The organism is Lachnoclostridium sp. An196 (assembly GCF_002160135.1).
Classification (GTDB): domain Bacteria; phylum Bacillota; class Clostridia; order Lachnospirales; family Lachnospiraceae; genus Hominiventricola; species Hominiventricola avistercoris.
Window position 1 is genome coordinate 110,427 of the sequence record NZ_NFJZ01000004.1, and the last position, 17,069, is coordinate 127,495.

Genomic DNA, 17,069 nt, shown 5'->3' on the forward strand with positions numbered 1-17,069 from the left:
AATAAAAGAAAGAGAGAGAATCTATGACATTGAAGAAAAAGCCGGTGACCGGCATGAAAGATATCCTTCCTGCAGAGATGCAGCTGAGGGATTATGTGACCGGGCTGATCAAAGAGACGTATAAGAGTTTTGGTTTTTCTCCGATTGAAACACCCTGCGTGGAGCATATTGAGAACCTGTGCAGCAAACAGGGCGGAGACAATGAGAAACTGATCTTCAAGATCATGAAGCGGGGAGAGAAGCTGAATCTTGAGCAGGCGAAAGAAGAGGCTGATCTGACCGACAGCGGGCTTCGCTACGATCTGACGGTTCCGCTGTCCAGATTTTACGCGAACAATGCAAATGATCTGCCGGCTCCGTTCAAGGCGCTGCAGATCGGCAGCGTATGGCGCGCGGACCGTCCTCAGAGAGGGCGTTTCCGTCAGTTTGTCCAGTGCGATATCGATATTCTGGGAGAGGCAAGCTGTCTGGCAGAGATCGAGCTGATCCTTGCCACCACCACGCTGCTGGGAAAACTGAATTTCAAAGATTTCAAGGTGCGGATCAATGAGCGCCGGATCCTGAAAGCGATGGCGGCATACAGCGGATTTACAGAAGACCAGTATGACCAGGTCTTCATTATCCTGGATAAAATGGACAAGATCGGCTGGGATGGCGTGAAGGCGGAGCTTCTGGAGGCAGGATATCCGGAGAAGAATGTGGAAACCTACGTATCCATGTTCGGGGAGATGGAGAATGCAAAAGACAGCCTGGTATATCTGGAAGAAAAACTTTCCGGAGTTCTGGAAGACGGCGTGATTGATAATCTGCGCATGATCCGGGAAAGTGTGGAAGCGACGGCGGCCGCACAGTTCCGGCTGATATTTGATCCTACGCTGGTCCGCGGCATGTCCTATTATACCGGAACGATTTTTGAGATCGAGATGGCAGAGTTTGGAAGCTCTGTGGCAGGCGGAGGACGCTATGACAAGATGATCGGAAAATTCACCGGAAAGGACACCCCGGCGTGCGGATTCTCCATCGGATTTGAAAGAATCGTTACGATCCTGATGGAGCAGGGATTCCGGATCCCGGGCGCGGCGGTGAAGAAAGCGTTCCTGGTGGAGAAAAATATGCCCGCGGAGAAATTGTGCGAGGTGCTGAAAGAGGCAAAAGCGGAGAGAGAGACCGGCGCGCAGGTACTGGTGGCGCTGATGAATAAAAATAAAAAATTCCAGAAAGAGCAGCTGGCAAAGGAAGGATATACCGAGTTCAAGGAATATTTCAACCGTTGACCGGCAGGAGGAGTGAGTTTATGGCAGAATCAATGAAAGGGCTTCACAGGAGCCATAGATGTACAGAAGTAAGCACCGCCAATATCGGCGAAACCGTCACCGTCATGGGATGGGTGCAGAAGAGCAGAAACAAAGGCGGCATTATCTTTGTGGATTTAAGAGACCGTTCCGGCCTTCTGCAGCTGATCTTTGAGGAGGCGGACTGCGGGGCGGAGAATTTCGCAAAGGCGGAGAAATTAAGAAGTGAATTTGTCATTGCAGCCGTGGGCAAAGTGGAAGCCCGTTCCGGCGCGGTGAATGAGAATCTGGCTACCGGAGCCATCGAGATCCGCGTGAAGGAACTCCGGATTCTTTCCGAGGCGCAGACGCCGCCCTTCCCGGTGGAGGCCGACTCCAAGACCAAGGAAGAGATCCGCCTGAAGTACCGTTTCCTGGATCTCAGGAGACCTGATATTCAGAACAAGCTGATGCTCAGAAGCCAGGTGGCAGCGAAGGTGCGTTCCGTGCTCACGGAAGAGGGATTCCTGGAGATCGAGACTCCGATCCTGATCAAGAGCACGCCGGAGGGAGCCAGAGACTATCTGGTGCCCAGCCGCGTACATCAGGGCAAGTTCTATGCTCTTCCCCAGTCTCCGCAGCTGTTCAAGCAGCTGCTGATGTGCTCCGGTTATGACCGCTATTATCAGATCGCAAAATGTTTCCGCGATGAGGATCTGCGCGCGGATCGCCAGCCGGAGTTCACCCAGATCGATATGGAGATGTCTTTTGTGGATGTGGACGATGTGATCGCAGTCAATGAGAAGCTGATCGCGAAGGTATTCAAAGACGCCATCGGCGTGGATGTGCCGCTGCCGATCCCGCGTATGACCTGGCAGGAAGCCATGGACCGTTTCGGTTCCGATAAGCCGGATACCCGTTTCGGCATGGAGCTGAAGGATGTATCGGAGATTGTGAAAGACTGCGGTTTCGGCGTGTTTACCGGCGCGTTGGAAAATGGCGGAAGCGTGCGCGGTATCAATGCCGAGGGACAGGGACATATGCCCCGGAAAAAGATCGATGCCCTGGTAGAGTTTGCCAAAGGCTTCGGTGCCAAGGGACTGGCATACCTGTCTGTGAATGAAGACGGTACCTATAAATCTTCGTTTGCCAAATTTATGACGGAAGAGCAGCTGAAAGCTCTGGTGGACGCCATGGGCGGAAAGCCGGGAGATCTGCTTCTCTTTGCGGCGGATAAGAATAAAGTGGTATGGGATGTGCTGGGCAATCTCCGTCTGGAACTGGCGAGAAATCTGGGCCTGCTGGACAAAAACCAGTTTAACTTCCTCTGGGTAACGGAATTCCCGCTTCTGGAGTGGTCGGAGGAGCAGAACCGTTTCGTGGCCATGCATCATCCATTTACCATGCCTATGGATGAGGACCTGGATAAGATTGATACAGATCCGGGCGCAGTCCGTGCGAAAGCCTACGATATCGTGCTCAACGGTACGGAGCTGGGCGGCGGAAGTGTGCGTATCCATCAGGCGGATATCCAGGAAAAGATGTTCGAGGTGCTGGGCTTCACGAAAGAGCAGGCGCAGGAACGTTTCGGGTTCCTTCTGGATGCTTTCAAATACGGTGTGCCGCCTCACGCAGGGCTGGCATACGGCTTTGACCGTCTGATGATGCTGATGACCGGTGCGGACAGCATCCGTGAGGTAATCGCATTCCCGAAGGTAAAGGATGCTTCGGACCTGATGACCAACGCTCCCGATGTGGTAGATCCGGTACAGCTGGAAGAACTGGGGATCGCTGTGGTGAAGACAGAAGAAGAGACAACAGAAGAAGCGTAAGCAGAATGAAGAGGGCTGCCTTTGCGGGCGGCCCTTTCATGTGGTGGAAAGAGATTTTTGGAAAACAGATTTTGCTGCCGGGGGCCTTGCATGTGCCTGGATGACATGCTATAATCCCTTCGTCAGATTATTTCGGAAACGTTCCGGCGGGTTCCCGCCAATATTTCCCGGATTAAAAAAGAAAATAAAATTGCAGAAAGTGGACAGATATCTACCAGCATGTCCTGCCGTCTGCGGCGCCTTTTTGTCCACGGATGCGGAAAAGGAGGAGAATTGAAACAAAACGAAACAATGAATACGCGGGGGGACTGGAAGCCTTTCTCCATGTCCAGAGAGGATGCATTGGAAGAGGTGGTGAGGGATCCCAAACTGAGGATCCCGTTCTGGAAACTCAACCAGGAGTGCCGGGAGCGCTTCCTGGAATTTCTCCAGGGTACGAAAACCCTTCCGGTCACTTATGATCCGTTCTTTAAAGCGGTCTTTCACCCGGACGTCCATCCGGAACGCCTGTCCTCGTTCATCTCCAGCTTACTGGGAATTCAGGTGAAAGTCAAAGCCATCCTGCCCTCGGAAGACCGTCTGTCAGACGGGGACTCCCTCCTGATCATGGATGTGCTGGTGGAACTGGAGGACGGAAGCCTTACAAACGTGGAAATACAGAAAGTACCTTATGCATTTCCGGAGGGACGTATGTCTTGCTATTCTTCAGACCTGGTCATGCGCCAGTATGCCAGGGTGAGGGGAGAACGGGGAAAGCAGTTTATTTACCGGGATATGAAGAAAGTTTACACCATCATTATTTTTGAAAAAAGTACGCAGGTCTTTCATCAGATTCCGCAGTCCTATATCCACCGCGGAAAGACGAAATTCGATACAGGTCTGGAACTTTCCCTTCTTCAGGAATATTGCCTGGTATGCCTTGACGTGTTCCGGGAATTCCCTTATGCTAAAGATAAGAACGAACAGACGGCGTGGCTGAGTTTTCTGCTGACAGAGACAGTGGAAGAGGCGGAGAAGCTGGTAAACGAATATCCGTGGCTGGAGGAGATTTACCGGGAGCTGGCCATGCTGCGTCGGAAGCCGGAGGAGGTATTGGGGATGTTTTCAGACGCGTTGAAGATCATGGATCAGAATACAGTGAAGTATATGATTGACGAACAGCAGCAGGTTATGGACGAGCAGCGGCAGATTCTGGATGAGCAGCGACAGATTCTGGATGAGCAGCGACAGAAAATGGATGAGCAGCAACAGAAAATGGATGAGCAACGGCAGATTTTGGACGAGCAGCGACAGAAAATGAACGAGCAGCAACAGGAACTGGGGGAAAAACAAAAAATCATTGACGAGCAGCAGGAAGCATTATCAAAGAAGGAACAGGAATATAAGATTTTAATGAGAGAAAAGAGTGAGAATGATCAAAAACTGGAAAAATTGGAAGAGAGAGTCCGTGAATTGGAAGAACTGCTGAAGAAGCAGCAGAGATAGACGGATATATTTAAGAACGCATTTGTTTCGAGAGGAGCAGACGCGTTCTTTTTTTCTGAAAAATAAAATTCTTAAGATAACTTAAGAAACATTTTTAAAGGAATATGATATACTGTTCTCATAAGTATGTGTATTTTCAGGCGCAAAACAGATAAAAAACAGGGAGGACTTTGATGGGTAAGGCAAGAGAGCCGGTTATTCAGGTGAAAAACCTCTATAAAATATTTCGTGTGGGGAACTCGAAAGTGCGTGCGCTGAATGGCGTGGATCTGACTATTTACCGGGGAGAATTCTGTGCGATCGTGGGTACTTCCGGATCAGGTAAATCAACCATGCTGAATATGCTTGCAGGTCTGGAAAAGCCGACGAAGGGTGAGGTAATAGTAGCGGGAGAACATCTGGAAAATATGACCGAGAATCAACTGGTGAGATTCCGCAGAGAAAAAATAGGCTTTATTTTTCAGTCGTTTAACCTGTTGGGGACCATGAATGCGGTGGAAAATGTGGCATTGCCGCTGACATTCCGCGGAGTTGATAAAAAAACCAGAGAGGAAAAAGCGTCAAAGATGCTGGATCTGGTAGGACTTTCCAAACATAAAAAGCACCGGCCGAACGAGATGTCCGGAGGGCAGCAGCAGAGGGTCGGCGTGGCCAGGGCGCTGGTACTTGACCCGGAGATTATTTTTGCGGACGAACCCACCGGAAATCTGGATTCCCATACTTCCGAGGATGTGTTAAAGCTGATGCGAAAAGTAGTGCAGGAGAAAAACCAGACGCTGGTTATGGTGACTCATGACAACCATCTGGCAGGATTTGCGGACCGTGTATTTCATATTATTGACGGAAAGATTGTAAAGATAGAAGACCGAAAGGACTATAAGGAGGAGGAACAATGAGAAAGCGTGTGATGAGTGGGATACTGGCGGTGGTATGCGCCGCGATGATTCTGGGAACGGGTGTGTCGATGGCTCCGATGCAGGAAGTGTATGCGGCACAGGAGAACGGTAATAATCAGTCTCAAAACGAAGATGATGATGGGAATACGACCACAACGAATCCGGAACAGGACCTTGAAAATGCAAAAAACAGTGCTATGGGAACGCTTCAGGATTATCAGCGGCTGATCGATCCGGATGGAAAAAAATCCGCACAGCTGAATGATGTAATTACGAAAGCAATGAACCAGATCAATGCCATGACGACGGTTGCCGGCGTAAATGATTATATTGCAAAAGCAAAAGACCAGATGGACAATGTTGTAAATCCTCCTTCCGACAACACCGATGAGGAAGAAGAGGAAGAACCCGCTCCGGCTAATGCCGACCACTTCCTGATGGTGGGCGGAAACTGGGTGACGCCGGTGGCCAATGCCGGGCAGACAGTGAGCATTGTACTTCCGGTGGTCAACATGGGAAAGACCATGGTGACTGATGCGGTGGTGACGCCGGTACTGAGCACGGATACCGCCGTGTGGCCGTTTGAGATCACCAGTTCCAGCTATTCTCAGACGATCTCGGATCTGCCGGGAACGGATACGGGCGCATCCGATATGGACCGGCGCCGGGAACTCACCTGGAATCTGCAGACCAGGACGGATGTGGGAACCGGATACCAGAAGATTTCTTTTGATGTGCGCTACCGGGATTCTCAGGGCAACAGCCAGAGCACGACTCTGGATACCTATATTCAGGTGAACGGGACTGCAGGCGTGGGTGCGGATGGACAGGCATCAGTGCCGAGAGTGATCGTGACCGGTTTTGATACCAATCCGGCAGAGGTGCATGCGGGAGAAAGCTTTACGCTGACACTTCATCTGAAAAACACATCTACGGCGACAAGCGTCAACAATATGATCTGCGAGATCGTGGCTGCGGTGGAAGGAAAGGATGAAGAGACTACTTATGCGGCATTCCTGCCGACCGCAGGCTCCAGCACGATTTTCGTGGACAAGATTGAGAAAAACGGTACGAAGGATATTTCTCTGGAACTGGAGGCAAAAGCGGACCTTTCCCAGAAACCATACGCGGTGGATGTAAACATGAGTTACGAGGATGAAAAGGTCAACTCTTACACCAATAAGACCAGTGTGTCGATTCCGGTGAAACAGGAAGCCCGCGTGGAAGTGAGCGAGCCGGAGGTGATGCCGGCCAGCATTGAAGTGGGCGGAGAATCCAATGTGATGTTCAACATCTACAACATGGGCAAAACGAAGCTGTACAACGTACAGGTGAAGACTGTGAGCGATTTCCTCAGCGGCGGCGATGCGTTTATCGGTAATCTGGATTCCGGCGCAACGGGAGCGGTGGATATTTATCTGATGGGACAGGCGGCGACTACCGACGATGGTATGGTGACGCTGCAGATCTCCTATGAAGATGAGACCGGTGAGACAACTACGATTGAACGGGAGATCAGCCTGTTTGTAAGCGAAACTTCTTACGACGATATGATATATGACGACAGTATGATGATGGATGATATGAATCAGAATCAGGGAGGCAGTACGATGCGCACGATCCTGATCGTGGTCGGCATTTTGCTTCTGATCGCAGTCATAGCAGTGGTCGTTATCCTGCGCCGCAGAAAGAAGAAGGAGCAGAAGAGCCTGGAGGATGATATCCTGGATCTGGATCAGGAGGAAGAAGGGGAGGACGATGAGATTTCTTGATTTACTCCGTATGAGCAGTTCCAATCTTCTGAGAAGAAAACTGCGCACCGTCCTGACGGTTTTGGGAGTGGTCATCGGGACAGCGTCCATCGTAGTCATGGTATCTTTGGGATTAGGACTAAGAAAGACGACGATGGATCAGATTGAAGAGTCCGGCGGCCTGACAACGATCAATGTCTACAACTATAATAACGGTTCCTATGCGGTTTCGGTTGACAGTTCCGGTTCCGGTGAAACGGGGCAGGTGGAACGGATCAACGATGAAATAGTGGAACAGATGGGGAACATTCCCCACGTGGAGGTCGCTTCTCCTGTGCTGGATATTTATGTGAAGGCGAAACAGGGATCTTATGAGGGGGATTTCTCTATCAGAGGGATGTCTTATGAAGCTTTGCAGAGCATGAATATTGAGGTGGGCGAGGGAGAACTGCCGCCGGATGACGGTACGCTGCAGCTTTTTTACGGCAACCAGGTAATCACTCAGTTTTATAATGCCAGAACAAACCAGTATTATTGGGACACAATGGAAGTTCCCGATGTAGATCTGATGAACGACCCGGTCTTTGTGATCTTTGATACGGATGCCTACTATCAGTCCCAGAACGGCGGTACGGACACGAATGGACAGAAAGTAGCGCCGCCGAAGAAATACATTGTGCCTACTTCCGGCATCATGGCGGGAGGCGTGGACGAGTACAGGGAAAACTGCTATAATGTTCTCGCGGAAATTGACGCGCTGAAAGCACAGTTAAAGAAAGCGTTTAAAAACAAAGCGATTCCGGGACAGCCTACGACCAGTTCGGGAAAACCTTATAAGGAATTGTATTATACAGAAGTATACATTCAGGTGGACAGTATGGATCATGTGAGCGAGGTACAGCAGACGATCCGCGATATGGGATATGAGACGTACAGTAACGCGGAATGGATGGAGCAGACGCAGAACCAGATGGCCACGATCCAGCTGGTGCTGGGCGGTATCGGCGCGGTTTCTTTGTTTGTGGCGGCCATCGGTATTGCCAATACCATGATGATGTCCATTTATGAACGGACCAAGGAAATCGGTATAATAAAAGTTCTGGGCTGCGACCTTGGAAATATTCGGACCATGTTTTTGATGGAGGCCGGATTTATTGGATTTTTTGGCGGATTGATAGGTTTGATTCTCAGTTTTATTATCTCGGCGGTTATCAATCTGGTAGCCGGGGAATACTATCAGGGAATCTCTTACATTCCCGCCTGGCTGGTTCTGGTTTCTATGATATTTGCGGTTCTGGTGGGGATGGTGGCGGGGTTCTTCCCTGCATTGCGCGCGATGAAGCTGAGCCCGTTGGCGGCGATTCGAAACGAATAATGGATAAAAGGGTATGTATCACGGAAAGATGCATACCCTTTTATAGATGTGAGATTACAGCCCCCGCTGTTTCAGGTCTGCCACAAGCTGTACGTAAAATTCACGTACATCGAATCCGGGGATATTTTCCCTGTTCAGATCCACCATATCGCCGTGGGATATTCCCCGTTTTCCGTTTGTGGTCAGAAACTGATAATGTTCTCCCCAGTGAAAAGATGGTTCAGCCACCAGTCCGTCATTGGGACCGTCAAAATACCTGACCAGCGAATAAGTGAAATTGAGGGGGAATTTTCCATCTGCGGCGCGGTTCAGCCGGGATCCCACGCTCTGGCAGTAAATGTGATCCGGTGCGGCGTCTTCCATGGCGCGGGAGAGTTCCCGGCAGCGGCTGGCAGTCAGGTCATGGACGGCTGCCATGAAATCCGGGTGTTCGTCGCCCAGTTTGCCGAGCGCGGCATTATAAGTGGAAGCGATCTGTTTCTGAACGCCGTCCGGAATCTTTTCCAACAGATAATCCGCAAATCCACACCCCAGATGAGGTGTATTGATGGTAGTGATGGACGCGACCAGAGGAGCCGCGCCGCCCAGGGAAACCGCATAGCGGCAGTCCAGCCCGCCTTTGGAATGGGCGATAATGTTTACCTTTTCGTATCCGGTTTCCGCTACAATCTGGCGGATCCGGGCACTCAGCTCCGAAGCGCTGTCGGGTACCGATGCGGCCGACTGGTGATTGCCATAATAGATGACTGCGCCGTTGCGCTCCAGCTCCCGGGGAATTCGGCCCCAGTAGTTAAGCAGATTGGAGTCCCGGAAAAAAACGCCGTGGACAAGCAGGAGAGGATATTTGGTGCGGCAGATCTGCAGGGATTCCCGCTCCCGGTCAATACGGTCTTTTTCTGTTTCAAAAACCACTTCATTGGATACCGTACGGATGATGGAATGCAGAACGATCAGATTGACGACAGGAATCATGCCGCAGGCCATGCCGACGGCACGGTCCCGGACGCCCAGCTGGACAGATGCGGCATATACGCGCAGGATGCCGTTCCAGAAGAGCATTGCTTCCATAAAAAACAGAAAAAAACGCTTCCGCACCAGAGCTGCCAGTGGGCAGTCATGAGTTCGGTCCACAACCAGATATGAAACAGGACCGAGACCGCTGAAGTTGTCAAAAACACTTTCAGGCAGACTGCGCCCCGGTAGCAGATGCGCAGCCGTCTTCCGGGAACGCCGGGCCTTGGAATCCCCGGAAACAGATGGATGAGCATATAACCGGCCAGAAGGAGAAGAAAACACCAAAGGGGAATCCCTCCATAGTCCGGTTGAACGAATGCCACGCTGCAGCAGAATATGCTCACGACTGCCGTGTCCAGCAGAAAAAAGACGGCTTCACCGATCTTTCGTAAAACTGCGTTCATAAGATCAGAATCCCAGGTCTTCGTTTACCAGGATGATCTTAATGCGTCCGGGTATGCCGCTGCGCCGGGTGATGACGGTCTGGCTGCAGATACAGTCGGGAGAATAGCAGTCTTGGCATTCTCCGGTCTTCGCGCAGGGGGTATTTTTATTCAGACGTACCGTGTTGGCCGGAGCCGCTTTGGTTCGGATCCGATCGATCCCGTCTTCTACGGTGCGGACGACTTTGTTCATTCCGGCAATGACAATTACGTGCTCCGGACCGGCGCAAAGACAGGCGACCCGGTTGCAGAAACCGTCGATGTTGACGAGTTCGCCGTTCATGGTGATGGCGTTGGTGCTCATGAGATAGTAGTCTGCCATGACGGTCCGGGAGTAGATTTCACGTTTTTCCTGAGGGGTTTTTGCGGTGTCCCGGTCAACCAGGATATAATTTTTTTCCCGGATCGCGTCCATCAGGCCGCATTCGCTGATACTCATGGAGCCGCCCCAGGAGATGACGGAACCTTCCGGCATCAGGCTCAATGCTTTTTTCACCGCTTCTTCAGACGTCTCGCAGAAATAACCTTCCATGTTCCGTTTCTGCAGCCGGCTGATGATGGTGGCAGCTGCGTTGGCATTTGATTGCTTGACAAATGACATAGATGATCCTCCTTTGCTGAATCTTTCTTTCAGTATAGCAGAGAAAATAGGAAAACACTACATTGACTTCTGAAAAGTATGCGTTAAAATAAGGTAGAAATGAGGGGAAAGATATGACTGATCAGAAAGTAATAAAACGTGAAGAGACAGACCCGGCTTATACCTGGGCCGTAGAAGATTTATATAAAAAAGAAGCAGACTGGGAGGCGGAGTATGCGCTCCTGAGTTCCAGGATTCCGGAAATGGAAAGTTTTCGGGGACATCTGGGAACGGACGCGCAGACGCTGCTCCATATGCAGAAAACATCGGACAGCCTGAATATGCTTGCGGAAAGAATATATGTGTATGCGAACCAGAGGCTGCATGAAGATACAGATAACGGTCATTTTCAGAATCTGGCAAACAGGGCGCAGGGGCTTCTGGTACGGTTGGGAGAAGCATGCTCTTATGTAGAACCGGAACTTTTGGCGCTGCCGGAAGGGACCTTGGAGCATTTTATGGAAGAAAATCCGGAATTGCGGGTATACCGTCAGTATTTTGAAAATATTATAAGACAGAGGAATCATGTCCTGAGTCCGGAGATGGAAACATTGATGGCAGCCGCCAGTGAAGTGACAGAAAGTCCGAAAGATATTTTCTCCATGTTCAACAATGCAGATCTTCGGTTCCCGAAGATCACGGGAGAAAACGGAGAGGATATCGAAGTGACGCATGGACGTTTTATCACGCTTCTGCAAAGTCAGGACAGGCGGGTGCGTCGGGATGCGTTTCGGTCTTTATATGGAATGTATCATCAATACCGGAATACGCTTGCCGCAGTTTATCGCGCCAATGTAAAGCAGGAAGTATTCCGGGCTCGTGTCAGAAAGTATGGATCTGATCTGGAAGCGGCGCTGGACGGCAGTCATATTCCGGTGTCAGTTTATGAAAATCTGATCGAAGCGGTACACGAGGCACTGCCCTTTTTGCATCGTTACGTAAGGCTGCGCCGCAGACTTTTGAAGACAGATAAGCTGTATATGTATGATCTCTATGTGCCGGTAGTACCGGATGCGGGGGAAAGAATACCCTATGAACAGGCAAAAGAGATGGTTTTGGAAGGCCTGCGCCCCATGGGAGAAGAATATCTTTCTCTTTTGAGGGAAGGGTTTGAACATCGATGGATTGATGTCTATGAAAATCAGGGAAAACGAAGCGGAGCGTATTCATGGGGGACTTACGGGACGCATCCGTATGTGCTTATGAATTATCAGGAAGATTTAAACAGCGTATTTACGCTGGCGCATGAGATGGGCCATGCGCTTCATTCCTGGTATTCAGACGGGAACCAGCCGTATATTTATGCGGGATATCGCATTTTTGTGGCAGAAGTTGCTTCTACATGTAATGAAGCCTTGTTGATTCATCACATGATTGAAAAAACGGATGATACCAGAAAGAAAGCCTATCTGATTAACTATTTCCTGGAACAGTTCCGGACGACGCTTTATCGCCAGACTATGTTTGCTGAATTCGAGAAAATTACTCACGGCATGGAGGAACGCGGGGAGACTTTGACCGCGGATCGTCTCTGCCAGGTTTATTATGATCTGAACCGGGAATACTTTGGAGAAGATATTTGCATTGACAGAGAGATAGAGATGGAATGGGCGCGTATCCCTCATTTCTACACGCCGTTTTATGTGTATCAATACGCGACCGGTTTTTCGGCGGCAATCGCTTTATCCAGAAAAATTCTGAAAGAAGGAGAAAAAGCGGTGGAGGATTACAAAAAATTTTTAAAGGGAGGAAGTTCTGCATATCCGCTTGATTTGCTGCGCGCGGCTGGGGTAGATATGGAACAGAAACAGCCGGTAACTGATGCACTTCAGGTATTTGGTCAGTATTTAGATGAGATGGAGAGGTTGATGGAACATGACGCGCTATGAGGCGATTTTCAGAAGAAAATCTGTTCGGAAATACAGATGGGATGATCTGGACCCGCGTATTTTGGAAATTATTGAGCATTTTGGCAGTGACGAGGACTGTATATGTCCGGATATCCGTGTGAAATGGAAGATATTTCGGGATGGTGACCGGAATATCAGAGGATTATTTCAGGTGAAAGCGCCCTATTACGTGGTATTATATTCGGAAGTAAAGTCTGATTATCTGGTGAATGCCGGCTGTCTGATGGAGCAGTTGTGCCTGTATCTTCATACGAAAGGAATCGGGAGCTGCTACCAGGGAGGCTCTGTGCTTCGCCATAATGAAGAGACGGATCTGACACCGGTGATGATCATGGCTTTTGGCCGTCCTGCGGAGCCGCTGGAGAGGAACCGGGAAGATTTTCGCCGGATGGAGCTGAAAAAGATGATCCGTCTTCACGGTACATTCGGGAAAGTTCAGAGAAAACTGCTGGAAGCTGCCAGACTGGCTCCATCGGCCATGAATTTACAGCCATGGCGTTTTGTGGTGACGGAAAACAGGGTACATTTGTTTGTGAGTAAACCGGCGCGGATCGGGTATCAGTTTCAAAAGAATCTGAAATTATTCGACGCAGGAATTGTATTGGCGCATATGATGGTCACGGCGGAAGAATTGTGGTTTGATATAGAATATCAAAAACTGGACCGGATCCTGGAAAAAGATTTTCAGAATTATTTTTACGTGGGAAGTCTGCTGATTCTGGATGAAAGTGAAAAAATTTGAATTATCGGTTGACAAAAGCTGCGATCTCTTGTATTATAGTTATTGTCTCTGATACAGAGACGCATGTGCACGAGTGGCTCAGTGGTGGAGTATCGCCTTGCCAAGGCGAGGGTCGCGGGTTCGAATCCCGTCTCGTGCTCTATCGACAAAGTGGGAAAAGCTTGAAAATTCAGGCTTTTCCCTTATTTTTTGTGTCTGATAAATTTGTACCCAGCTGTACCCACTTTATAATGCCTTTGAAATCAGGCAAAATATTTGTACCAGCTGTACCCACTTCCCGCACACAAAAAGCGTTCCCTTTTCGCTGCAATGGATTAGAGAACGCTTTTTCTGCAGTTTTGATTCATTGGATATTCTATGCGGTTTCGTTGAGAGCTTTTTTGATCTCGCCGACTTCGTATTCCAGATGGTTCAGCCGTATCAGGATTAATTCTCGTTCTTCTTTGCCCTTTAATGCCTCATCGAGTTTTCGGCTCAGGTCGATATGGCCTTCGGCGATGATTTTAATGTCACGAATCACTTCATTTTCCAATTTAAGCTGGATGCTGTCTGTTCTTTCTGTTATCTGTTCTATTTTGCAATCCATCTGGTCCATTCTAGATTCTATACGATCCACTCTGGATTCTATACGATCCACTCTGGAATCCATTTGTTCTATCTTGGAATCCATTTGTTCTATTTTGGAATCCATTTGTTCTATTTTGGAATCCATTTGTTCTATTTTGGAATCCATTTGTTCTATCTTGGAATCCATTTGTTCTATCTTGGAATCCATCTGTTCTATCTTGGAATCCATTTGTTCCATTTTGGAACCCATCTGTCCTATTTTGGAATCTATTTGTTCCATTTTGGAATTCACTTGCTCCAGTTGTGTCAGGATATTTTTTAATTCTTCAGACACTATGTAACCCCTCCGTTCTTTTGATGGCTTAAAATTGTGAAGCAGCCTGCGCCGGCAATGGTTATCATTTGTAAAAGTAATTATATCATAGCATACTTTTCTTTTAGCGCAAGGGGGTAAAATATGTTTATGGCATATTTTTTTGGGCCTATTCAGGCACTTCGAAGATCCCCAGAGAAGGGGGCGAATAAGTGAATGCCATAAAGCAGACGACTATTAAAATCACGGCGATCAGGATCCACAAGGTCTTGGTTCTTGGAGGGCAAGAGAGTGCTGTCCGATAAGCGATACAGAAGCCGGTAAGTACACTGAAGAAAAAAGTCAGCAGATCCAGAAACAGTGTATGGTATCCGAGAACGCCGGTATATGTGTAAAATATGACGGGAATCGCAAAAGTCCCGGCAAGAGTGCCGGAAAGCATGGAGAAAAGCACACAGTCTTTTGCATCATGGAATTTAAAATACAAATAAAAAGAATAGCCCAGCATGGGAAAAAAACAGAGTTTCATGTGTTCCCAGGTGGATTCGTTTACCGGGAAGAAAAGTCCGGCTGCCGTGCTGTATCCGGACCACTCATAGATAAAGTGGGCAAGGGAACCGGCAGCCAGGACAAAGAATATGCCTTTGAGCAGGTCGCGCTTTAATGAGTTCATGATATCACCATGAACAGCATATGCAGCAAATTTACTGTTTATTCAGAAGGAGCCGTATCTTTGATTGTACAACATCGAAAGCCACATCGTTCATACCGCTGTTGATGACGATATCGGCCAGTGCGCGGGTCGGTTCTACATACAGGTAATGCATGGGTTTTACGGTAGTCAGATACTGTTCCACTATATTGTCCAGATCGCGCCCCCGTTCTTTCACATCGCGGACGATTCTCCGCAGGATACGTTCATCCGCGTCTGCTTCCACATAGATCTTAATATCGATCATGTTCCGGATACGGGGATCGGAGAGCAGCAGGATACCTTCTGCCAGAATGATCTTTTTCGGCTCGATGTGAAGAATCTTGTCGGAACGGTTGTGCTGGGAATAATCATAGACGGGACAGTCAATGGCATGCCCGGATTTTAACAGTTCCAGATGTTGGAGCATCAGATCGGTCTCCAGGGAATCCGGATGATCGTAATTTACTTTCTTGCGGTCCTCAAAAGGAACGTCGTCCTGCCGCTTGTAGTAATTGTCGTGGTAAATAACTGCTACGTCATCTTTGAAGGCTTCTTTCAGGCGGTTTGTAAAAGTCGATTTTCCAGAACCAGTACCGCCTGCGATGCCGATAATGATAGAATTCATGGATACTCCTTCTTTTGTCGTCGAATTTTTCTTTTATTTTACACTTTTTTAATATGGATTTCTACTGGATTTTGCAAAAGAGAAAAGAAATTTGCGGAAAGATTAACAGATAGCCGACGAATGGCCGGGGCCTTCCGGGGGAACCCGGTCAGGCCCTGCCTCCTTCGTCGTCTGCCAGATGACTCATGGCATAACGGCAACACTGGATAACCAATTGATTGAAGGGAATGCCCTTCTGCCGGCTTAAGTGATCCATCTCAGAAAACAATCCGGACGGAACACGGATGGTCTTGCTCACATACTCGTTCTTCTCTACCCTGAATTTTTCCATGGGTTCCTCCCAAATAAAAACTATGTTTAGTTTACCATAGCTGTCAGCTTTAAGCAAGAAGAAACAGGGAGATCAGTGATGATCAGGTGTCGCTGTCCTCTAGATTATTCAGAGAGTAGCGGCAGCACTGGATGACCAACTGATTTAGAGAGACATTTTTCTGTTGGGCAAGTACGCTCAGCTCGGTAACCAGGTCTTTGGGCAGCCGAAATGTTTTGTTTACATATTCTGTTTTTTCTACCCGAAACTGTTCCACTGTACATCACCTCTCGGAAGTATTATAATTGTAATTAGATTAAGAAAATATACACCAAAATTACATTAAATATATACACCATAATTAATGGGTGTCAAACGGCCGGAAGGGAAAAATGGATGACAGAAAATTAAAAGAACATATCTGTAAAGAGCTTATGGATATGGCGGATGAATGGGAAATTGAAATGGAGAGATGGGCGGAAAAACACCCGGAAGAAGACCGGGAATTATGCCGTATGGGTAATCCTGATTTCATCGCCGCAGGGGTAGCGGACCGGGAAAATATGTGTTATGATAAATGCAGTCAGAAAAGATCAAAGGAGGAACCTACGATGTATGCGGAATTTGATGAGAGCCTGGTAACCGGGAATGAGATGATCGACGGACAGCACAAAGAACTGATCGACAAGATCAATAAACTGGTGGCCTGTTGTGAACAGGGCGGAGGCAAGCTGGAAGCCATCAAGATGCTTGACTATCTGTCCGATTATACAGAATTTCATTTCAGCGCAGAGGAGAAGCTCCAGGAAGAGATTTCCTATCCGGGCATTGAAGAACACAGGAAACAGCACGCGGATTTTAAACAGGCTGTTTCTGAACTGCACGAGATGCTGGAAGAGGAGGAAGGACCGTCTGATGCGTTTGTTGCCGCTGTGAATAAAAACGTAATCGACTGGCTGTATCGTCATATCAAAGGATTTGACCGCTCTGTAGCGGAATATAAAAATATGAAGGCACAGGCTGATAGACTGTAATTCCATAAGAAAACGGAAAATGGCGCTTTGCGTACGCAGGGCGTCTTTTTCTGTGCTGATAAAACAAAGATGATATTAATAAGTAAATTTAATAATATAAATTATATATATTAAATTTACTTATTATATGAAATGTGATATGATAATCCAAAAAGTAAAGGATTTTC

General features: G+C 48.4%; 16 protein-coding genes and 1 tRNA gene. 10 read left to right on the forward strand and 7 right to left on the reverse strand.

The window, feature by feature from the left end; translation table 11 throughout:
* The first annotated feature begins 23 nt into the window (after positions 1–23).
* From hisS to B5F29_RS06405, 6 genes are all read left to right on the forward strand, one after another.
* Positions 24–1,274, forward strand: a complete 1,251-nt coding sequence (hisS, locus tag B5F29_RS06375; protein WP_087153820.1) for a histidine--tRNA ligase — start codon at positions 24–26, stop codon at positions 1,272–1,274.
* A 20-nt stretch (positions 1,275–1,294) separates the two neighbouring features.
* Positions 1,295–3,103: an aspartate--tRNA ligase gene (gene aspS / locus B5F29_RS06380; RefSeq protein ID WP_087153821.1), complete on the forward strand. Its 1,809-nt coding sequence runs from the start codon at positions 1,295–1,297 to the stop codon at positions 3,101–3,103.
* Between the two features lie 273 nt (positions 3,104–3,376).
* On the forward strand, positions 3,377–4,588 hold the full coding sequence (locus tag B5F29_RS06390; RefSeq protein ID WP_143449128.1) for a PD-(D/E)XK nuclease family transposase: 1,212 nt from the start codon (positions 3,377–3,379) through the stop codon (positions 4,586–4,588).
* A 173-nt stretch (positions 4,589–4,761) separates the two neighbouring features.
* The gene (locus B5F29_RS06395) at positions 4,762–5,484 is read left to right on the forward strand and encodes an ABC transporter ATP-binding protein (RefSeq protein WP_087153824.1); all 723 of its coding nucleotides are present in this window, start codon (positions 4,762–4,764) and stop codon (positions 5,482–5,484) included.
* Positions 5,481–7,256 carry a COG1361 S-layer family protein gene (locus B5F29_RS06400; RefSeq protein ID WP_087153825.1) on the forward strand — a complete coding sequence of 592 codons (1,776 nt, stop codon included), beginning with the start codon at positions 5,481–5,483 and terminating at the stop codon, positions 7,254–7,256. Before B5F29_RS06395 ends, B5F29_RS06400 begins: the two co-directional genes overlap by 4 nt.
* Positions 7,243–8,610 carry an ABC transporter permease gene (locus B5F29_RS06405; RefSeq protein ID WP_087153826.1) on the forward strand — a complete coding sequence of 456 codons (1,368 nt, stop codon included), beginning with the start codon at positions 7,243–7,245 and terminating at the stop codon, positions 8,608–8,610. Before B5F29_RS06400 ends, B5F29_RS06405 begins: the two co-directional genes overlap by 14 nt.
* Before the next feature lie 54 nt (positions 8,611–8,664).
* Here B5F29_RS06405 and B5F29_RS06410 read toward each other — a convergent pair whose 3' ends face one another.
* Positions 8,665–9,705 (reverse strand): esterase/lipase family protein, encoded by a 1,041-nt coding sequence (locus B5F29_RS06410; RefSeq protein WP_242955594.1) that lies wholly within the window; start codon positions 9,703–9,705, stop codon positions 8,665–8,667.
* Positions 9,706–10,032: 327 nt separating this feature from the next.
* Positions 10,033–10,668 carry a lactate utilization protein gene (locus B5F29_RS06415; RefSeq protein WP_087153827.1) on the reverse strand — a complete coding sequence of 212 codons (636 nt, stop codon included), beginning with the start codon at positions 10,666–10,668 and terminating at the stop codon, positions 10,033–10,035.
* A 113-nt stretch (positions 10,669–10,781) separates the two neighbouring features.
* Between B5F29_RS06415 and pepF the strand changes: the two genes are divergently transcribed.
* The 3 genes from pepF (at position 10,782) to B5F29_RS06430 (ending at position 13,498) form a co-directional block, all read left to right on the forward strand.
* The gene (gene pepF, locus B5F29_RS06420; RefSeq protein WP_087153828.1) at positions 10,782–12,596 is read left to right on the forward strand and encodes an oligoendopeptidase F; all 1,815 of its coding nucleotides are present in this window, start codon (positions 10,782–10,784) and stop codon (positions 12,594–12,596) included.
* Positions 12,583–13,359 carry a nitroreductase family protein gene (locus B5F29_RS06425; protein WP_087153829.1) on the forward strand — a complete coding sequence of 259 codons (777 nt, stop codon included), beginning with the start codon at positions 12,583–12,585 and terminating at the stop codon, positions 13,357–13,359. Before pepF ends, B5F29_RS06425 begins: the two co-directional genes overlap by 14 nt.
* Positions 13,360–13,426: 67 nt before the next feature.
* A tRNA-Gly gene (locus B5F29_RS06430) sits at positions 13,427–13,498 on the forward strand.
* Between the two features lie 216 nt (positions 13,499–13,714).
* Here the strand turns inward: B5F29_RS06430 and B5F29_RS06435 are convergent.
* The 5 genes from B5F29_RS06435 to B5F29_RS06455 form a co-directional block, all read right to left on the reverse strand.
* Positions 13,715–14,260: a hypothetical protein gene (locus tag B5F29_RS06435; RefSeq protein ID WP_087153830.1), complete on the reverse strand. Its 546-nt coding sequence runs from the start codon at positions 14,258–14,260 to the stop codon at positions 13,715–13,717.
* Between the two features lie 148 nt (positions 14,261–14,408).
* Positions 14,409–14,912: a DUF6512 family protein gene (locus tag B5F29_RS06440; RefSeq protein ID WP_087153831.1), complete on the reverse strand. Its 504-nt coding sequence runs from the start codon at positions 14,910–14,912 to the stop codon at positions 14,409–14,411.
* Between the two features lie 31 nt (positions 14,913–14,943).
* Complete coding sequence (gene udk / locus B5F29_RS06445; protein ID WP_087153832.1) at positions 14,944–15,558, reverse strand: uridine kinase; 615 nt, start codon at positions 15,556–15,558, stop codon at positions 14,944–14,946.
* A gap of 148 nt (positions 15,559–15,706) precedes the next feature.
* Positions 15,707–15,889 carry a hypothetical protein gene (locus B5F29_RS06450; RefSeq protein ID WP_087153833.1) on the reverse strand — a complete coding sequence of 61 codons (183 nt, stop codon included), beginning with the start codon at positions 15,887–15,889 and terminating at the stop codon, positions 15,707–15,709.
* An 82-nt stretch (positions 15,890–15,971) separates the two neighbouring features.
* A complete protein-coding gene (locus B5F29_RS06455) occupies positions 15,972–16,145 on the reverse strand; it encodes a toxin-antitoxin system HicB family antitoxin (protein ID WP_087153834.1) in 174 nt (57 codons plus the stop codon).
* 334 nt (positions 16,146–16,479) lie between these two features.
* On the opposite strand from B5F29_RS06455, the gene B5F29_RS06460 reads away from it, so the two are divergent.
* On the forward strand, positions 16,480–16,902 hold the full coding sequence (locus B5F29_RS06460; protein ID WP_087153942.1) for a bacteriohemerythrin: 423 nt from the start codon (positions 16,480–16,482) through the stop codon (positions 16,900–16,902).
* Positions 16,903–17,069: the final 167 nt, after the last annotated feature.

Coding starts and splice junctions, on each gene's coding strand:
- hisS (WP_087153820.1), top strand. CDS start 24: ATGACATTGAAGAAAAAGCCGGTGACCGGCATGAAAGATATCCTTCCT.
- aspS (WP_087153821.1), top strand. CDS start 1,295: ATGGCAGAATCAATGAAAGGGCTTCACAGGAGCCATAGATGTACAGAA.
- B5F29_RS06395 (WP_087153824.1), top strand. CDS start 4,762: ATGGGTAAGGCAAGAGAGCCGGTTATTCAGGTGAAAAACCTCTATAAA.
- B5F29_RS06400 (WP_087153825.1), top strand. CDS start 5,481: ATGAGAAAGCGTGTGATGAGTGGGATACTGGCGGTGGTATGCGCCGCG.
- B5F29_RS06405 (WP_087153826.1), top strand. CDS start 7,243: ATGAGATTTCTTGATTTACTCCGTATGAGCAGTTCCAATCTTCTGAGA.
- B5F29_RS06415 (WP_087153827.1), bottom strand. CDS start 10,668: ATGTCATTTGTCAAGCAATCAAATGCCAACGCAGCTGCCACCATCATC.
- pepF (WP_087153828.1), top strand. CDS start 10,782: ATGACTGATCAGAAAGTAATAAAACGTGAAGAGACAGACCCGGCTTAT.
- B5F29_RS06425 (WP_087153829.1), top strand. CDS start 12,583: ATGACGCGCTATGAGGCGATTTTCAGAAGAAAATCTGTTCGGAAATAC.
- B5F29_RS06440 (WP_087153831.1), bottom strand. CDS start 14,912: ATGAACTCATTAAAGCGCGACCTGCTCAAAGGCATATTCTTTGTCCTG.
- udk (WP_087153832.1), bottom strand. CDS start 15,558: ATGAATTCTATCATTATCGGCATCGCAGGCGGTACTGGTTCTGGAAAA.
- B5F29_RS06450 (WP_087153833.1), bottom strand. CDS start 15,889: ATGGAAAAATTCAGGGTAGAGAAGAACGAGTATGTGAGCAAGACCATC.
- B5F29_RS06460 (WP_087153942.1), top strand. CDS start 16,480: ATGTATGCGGAATTTGATGAGAGCCTGGTAACCGGGAATGAGATGATC.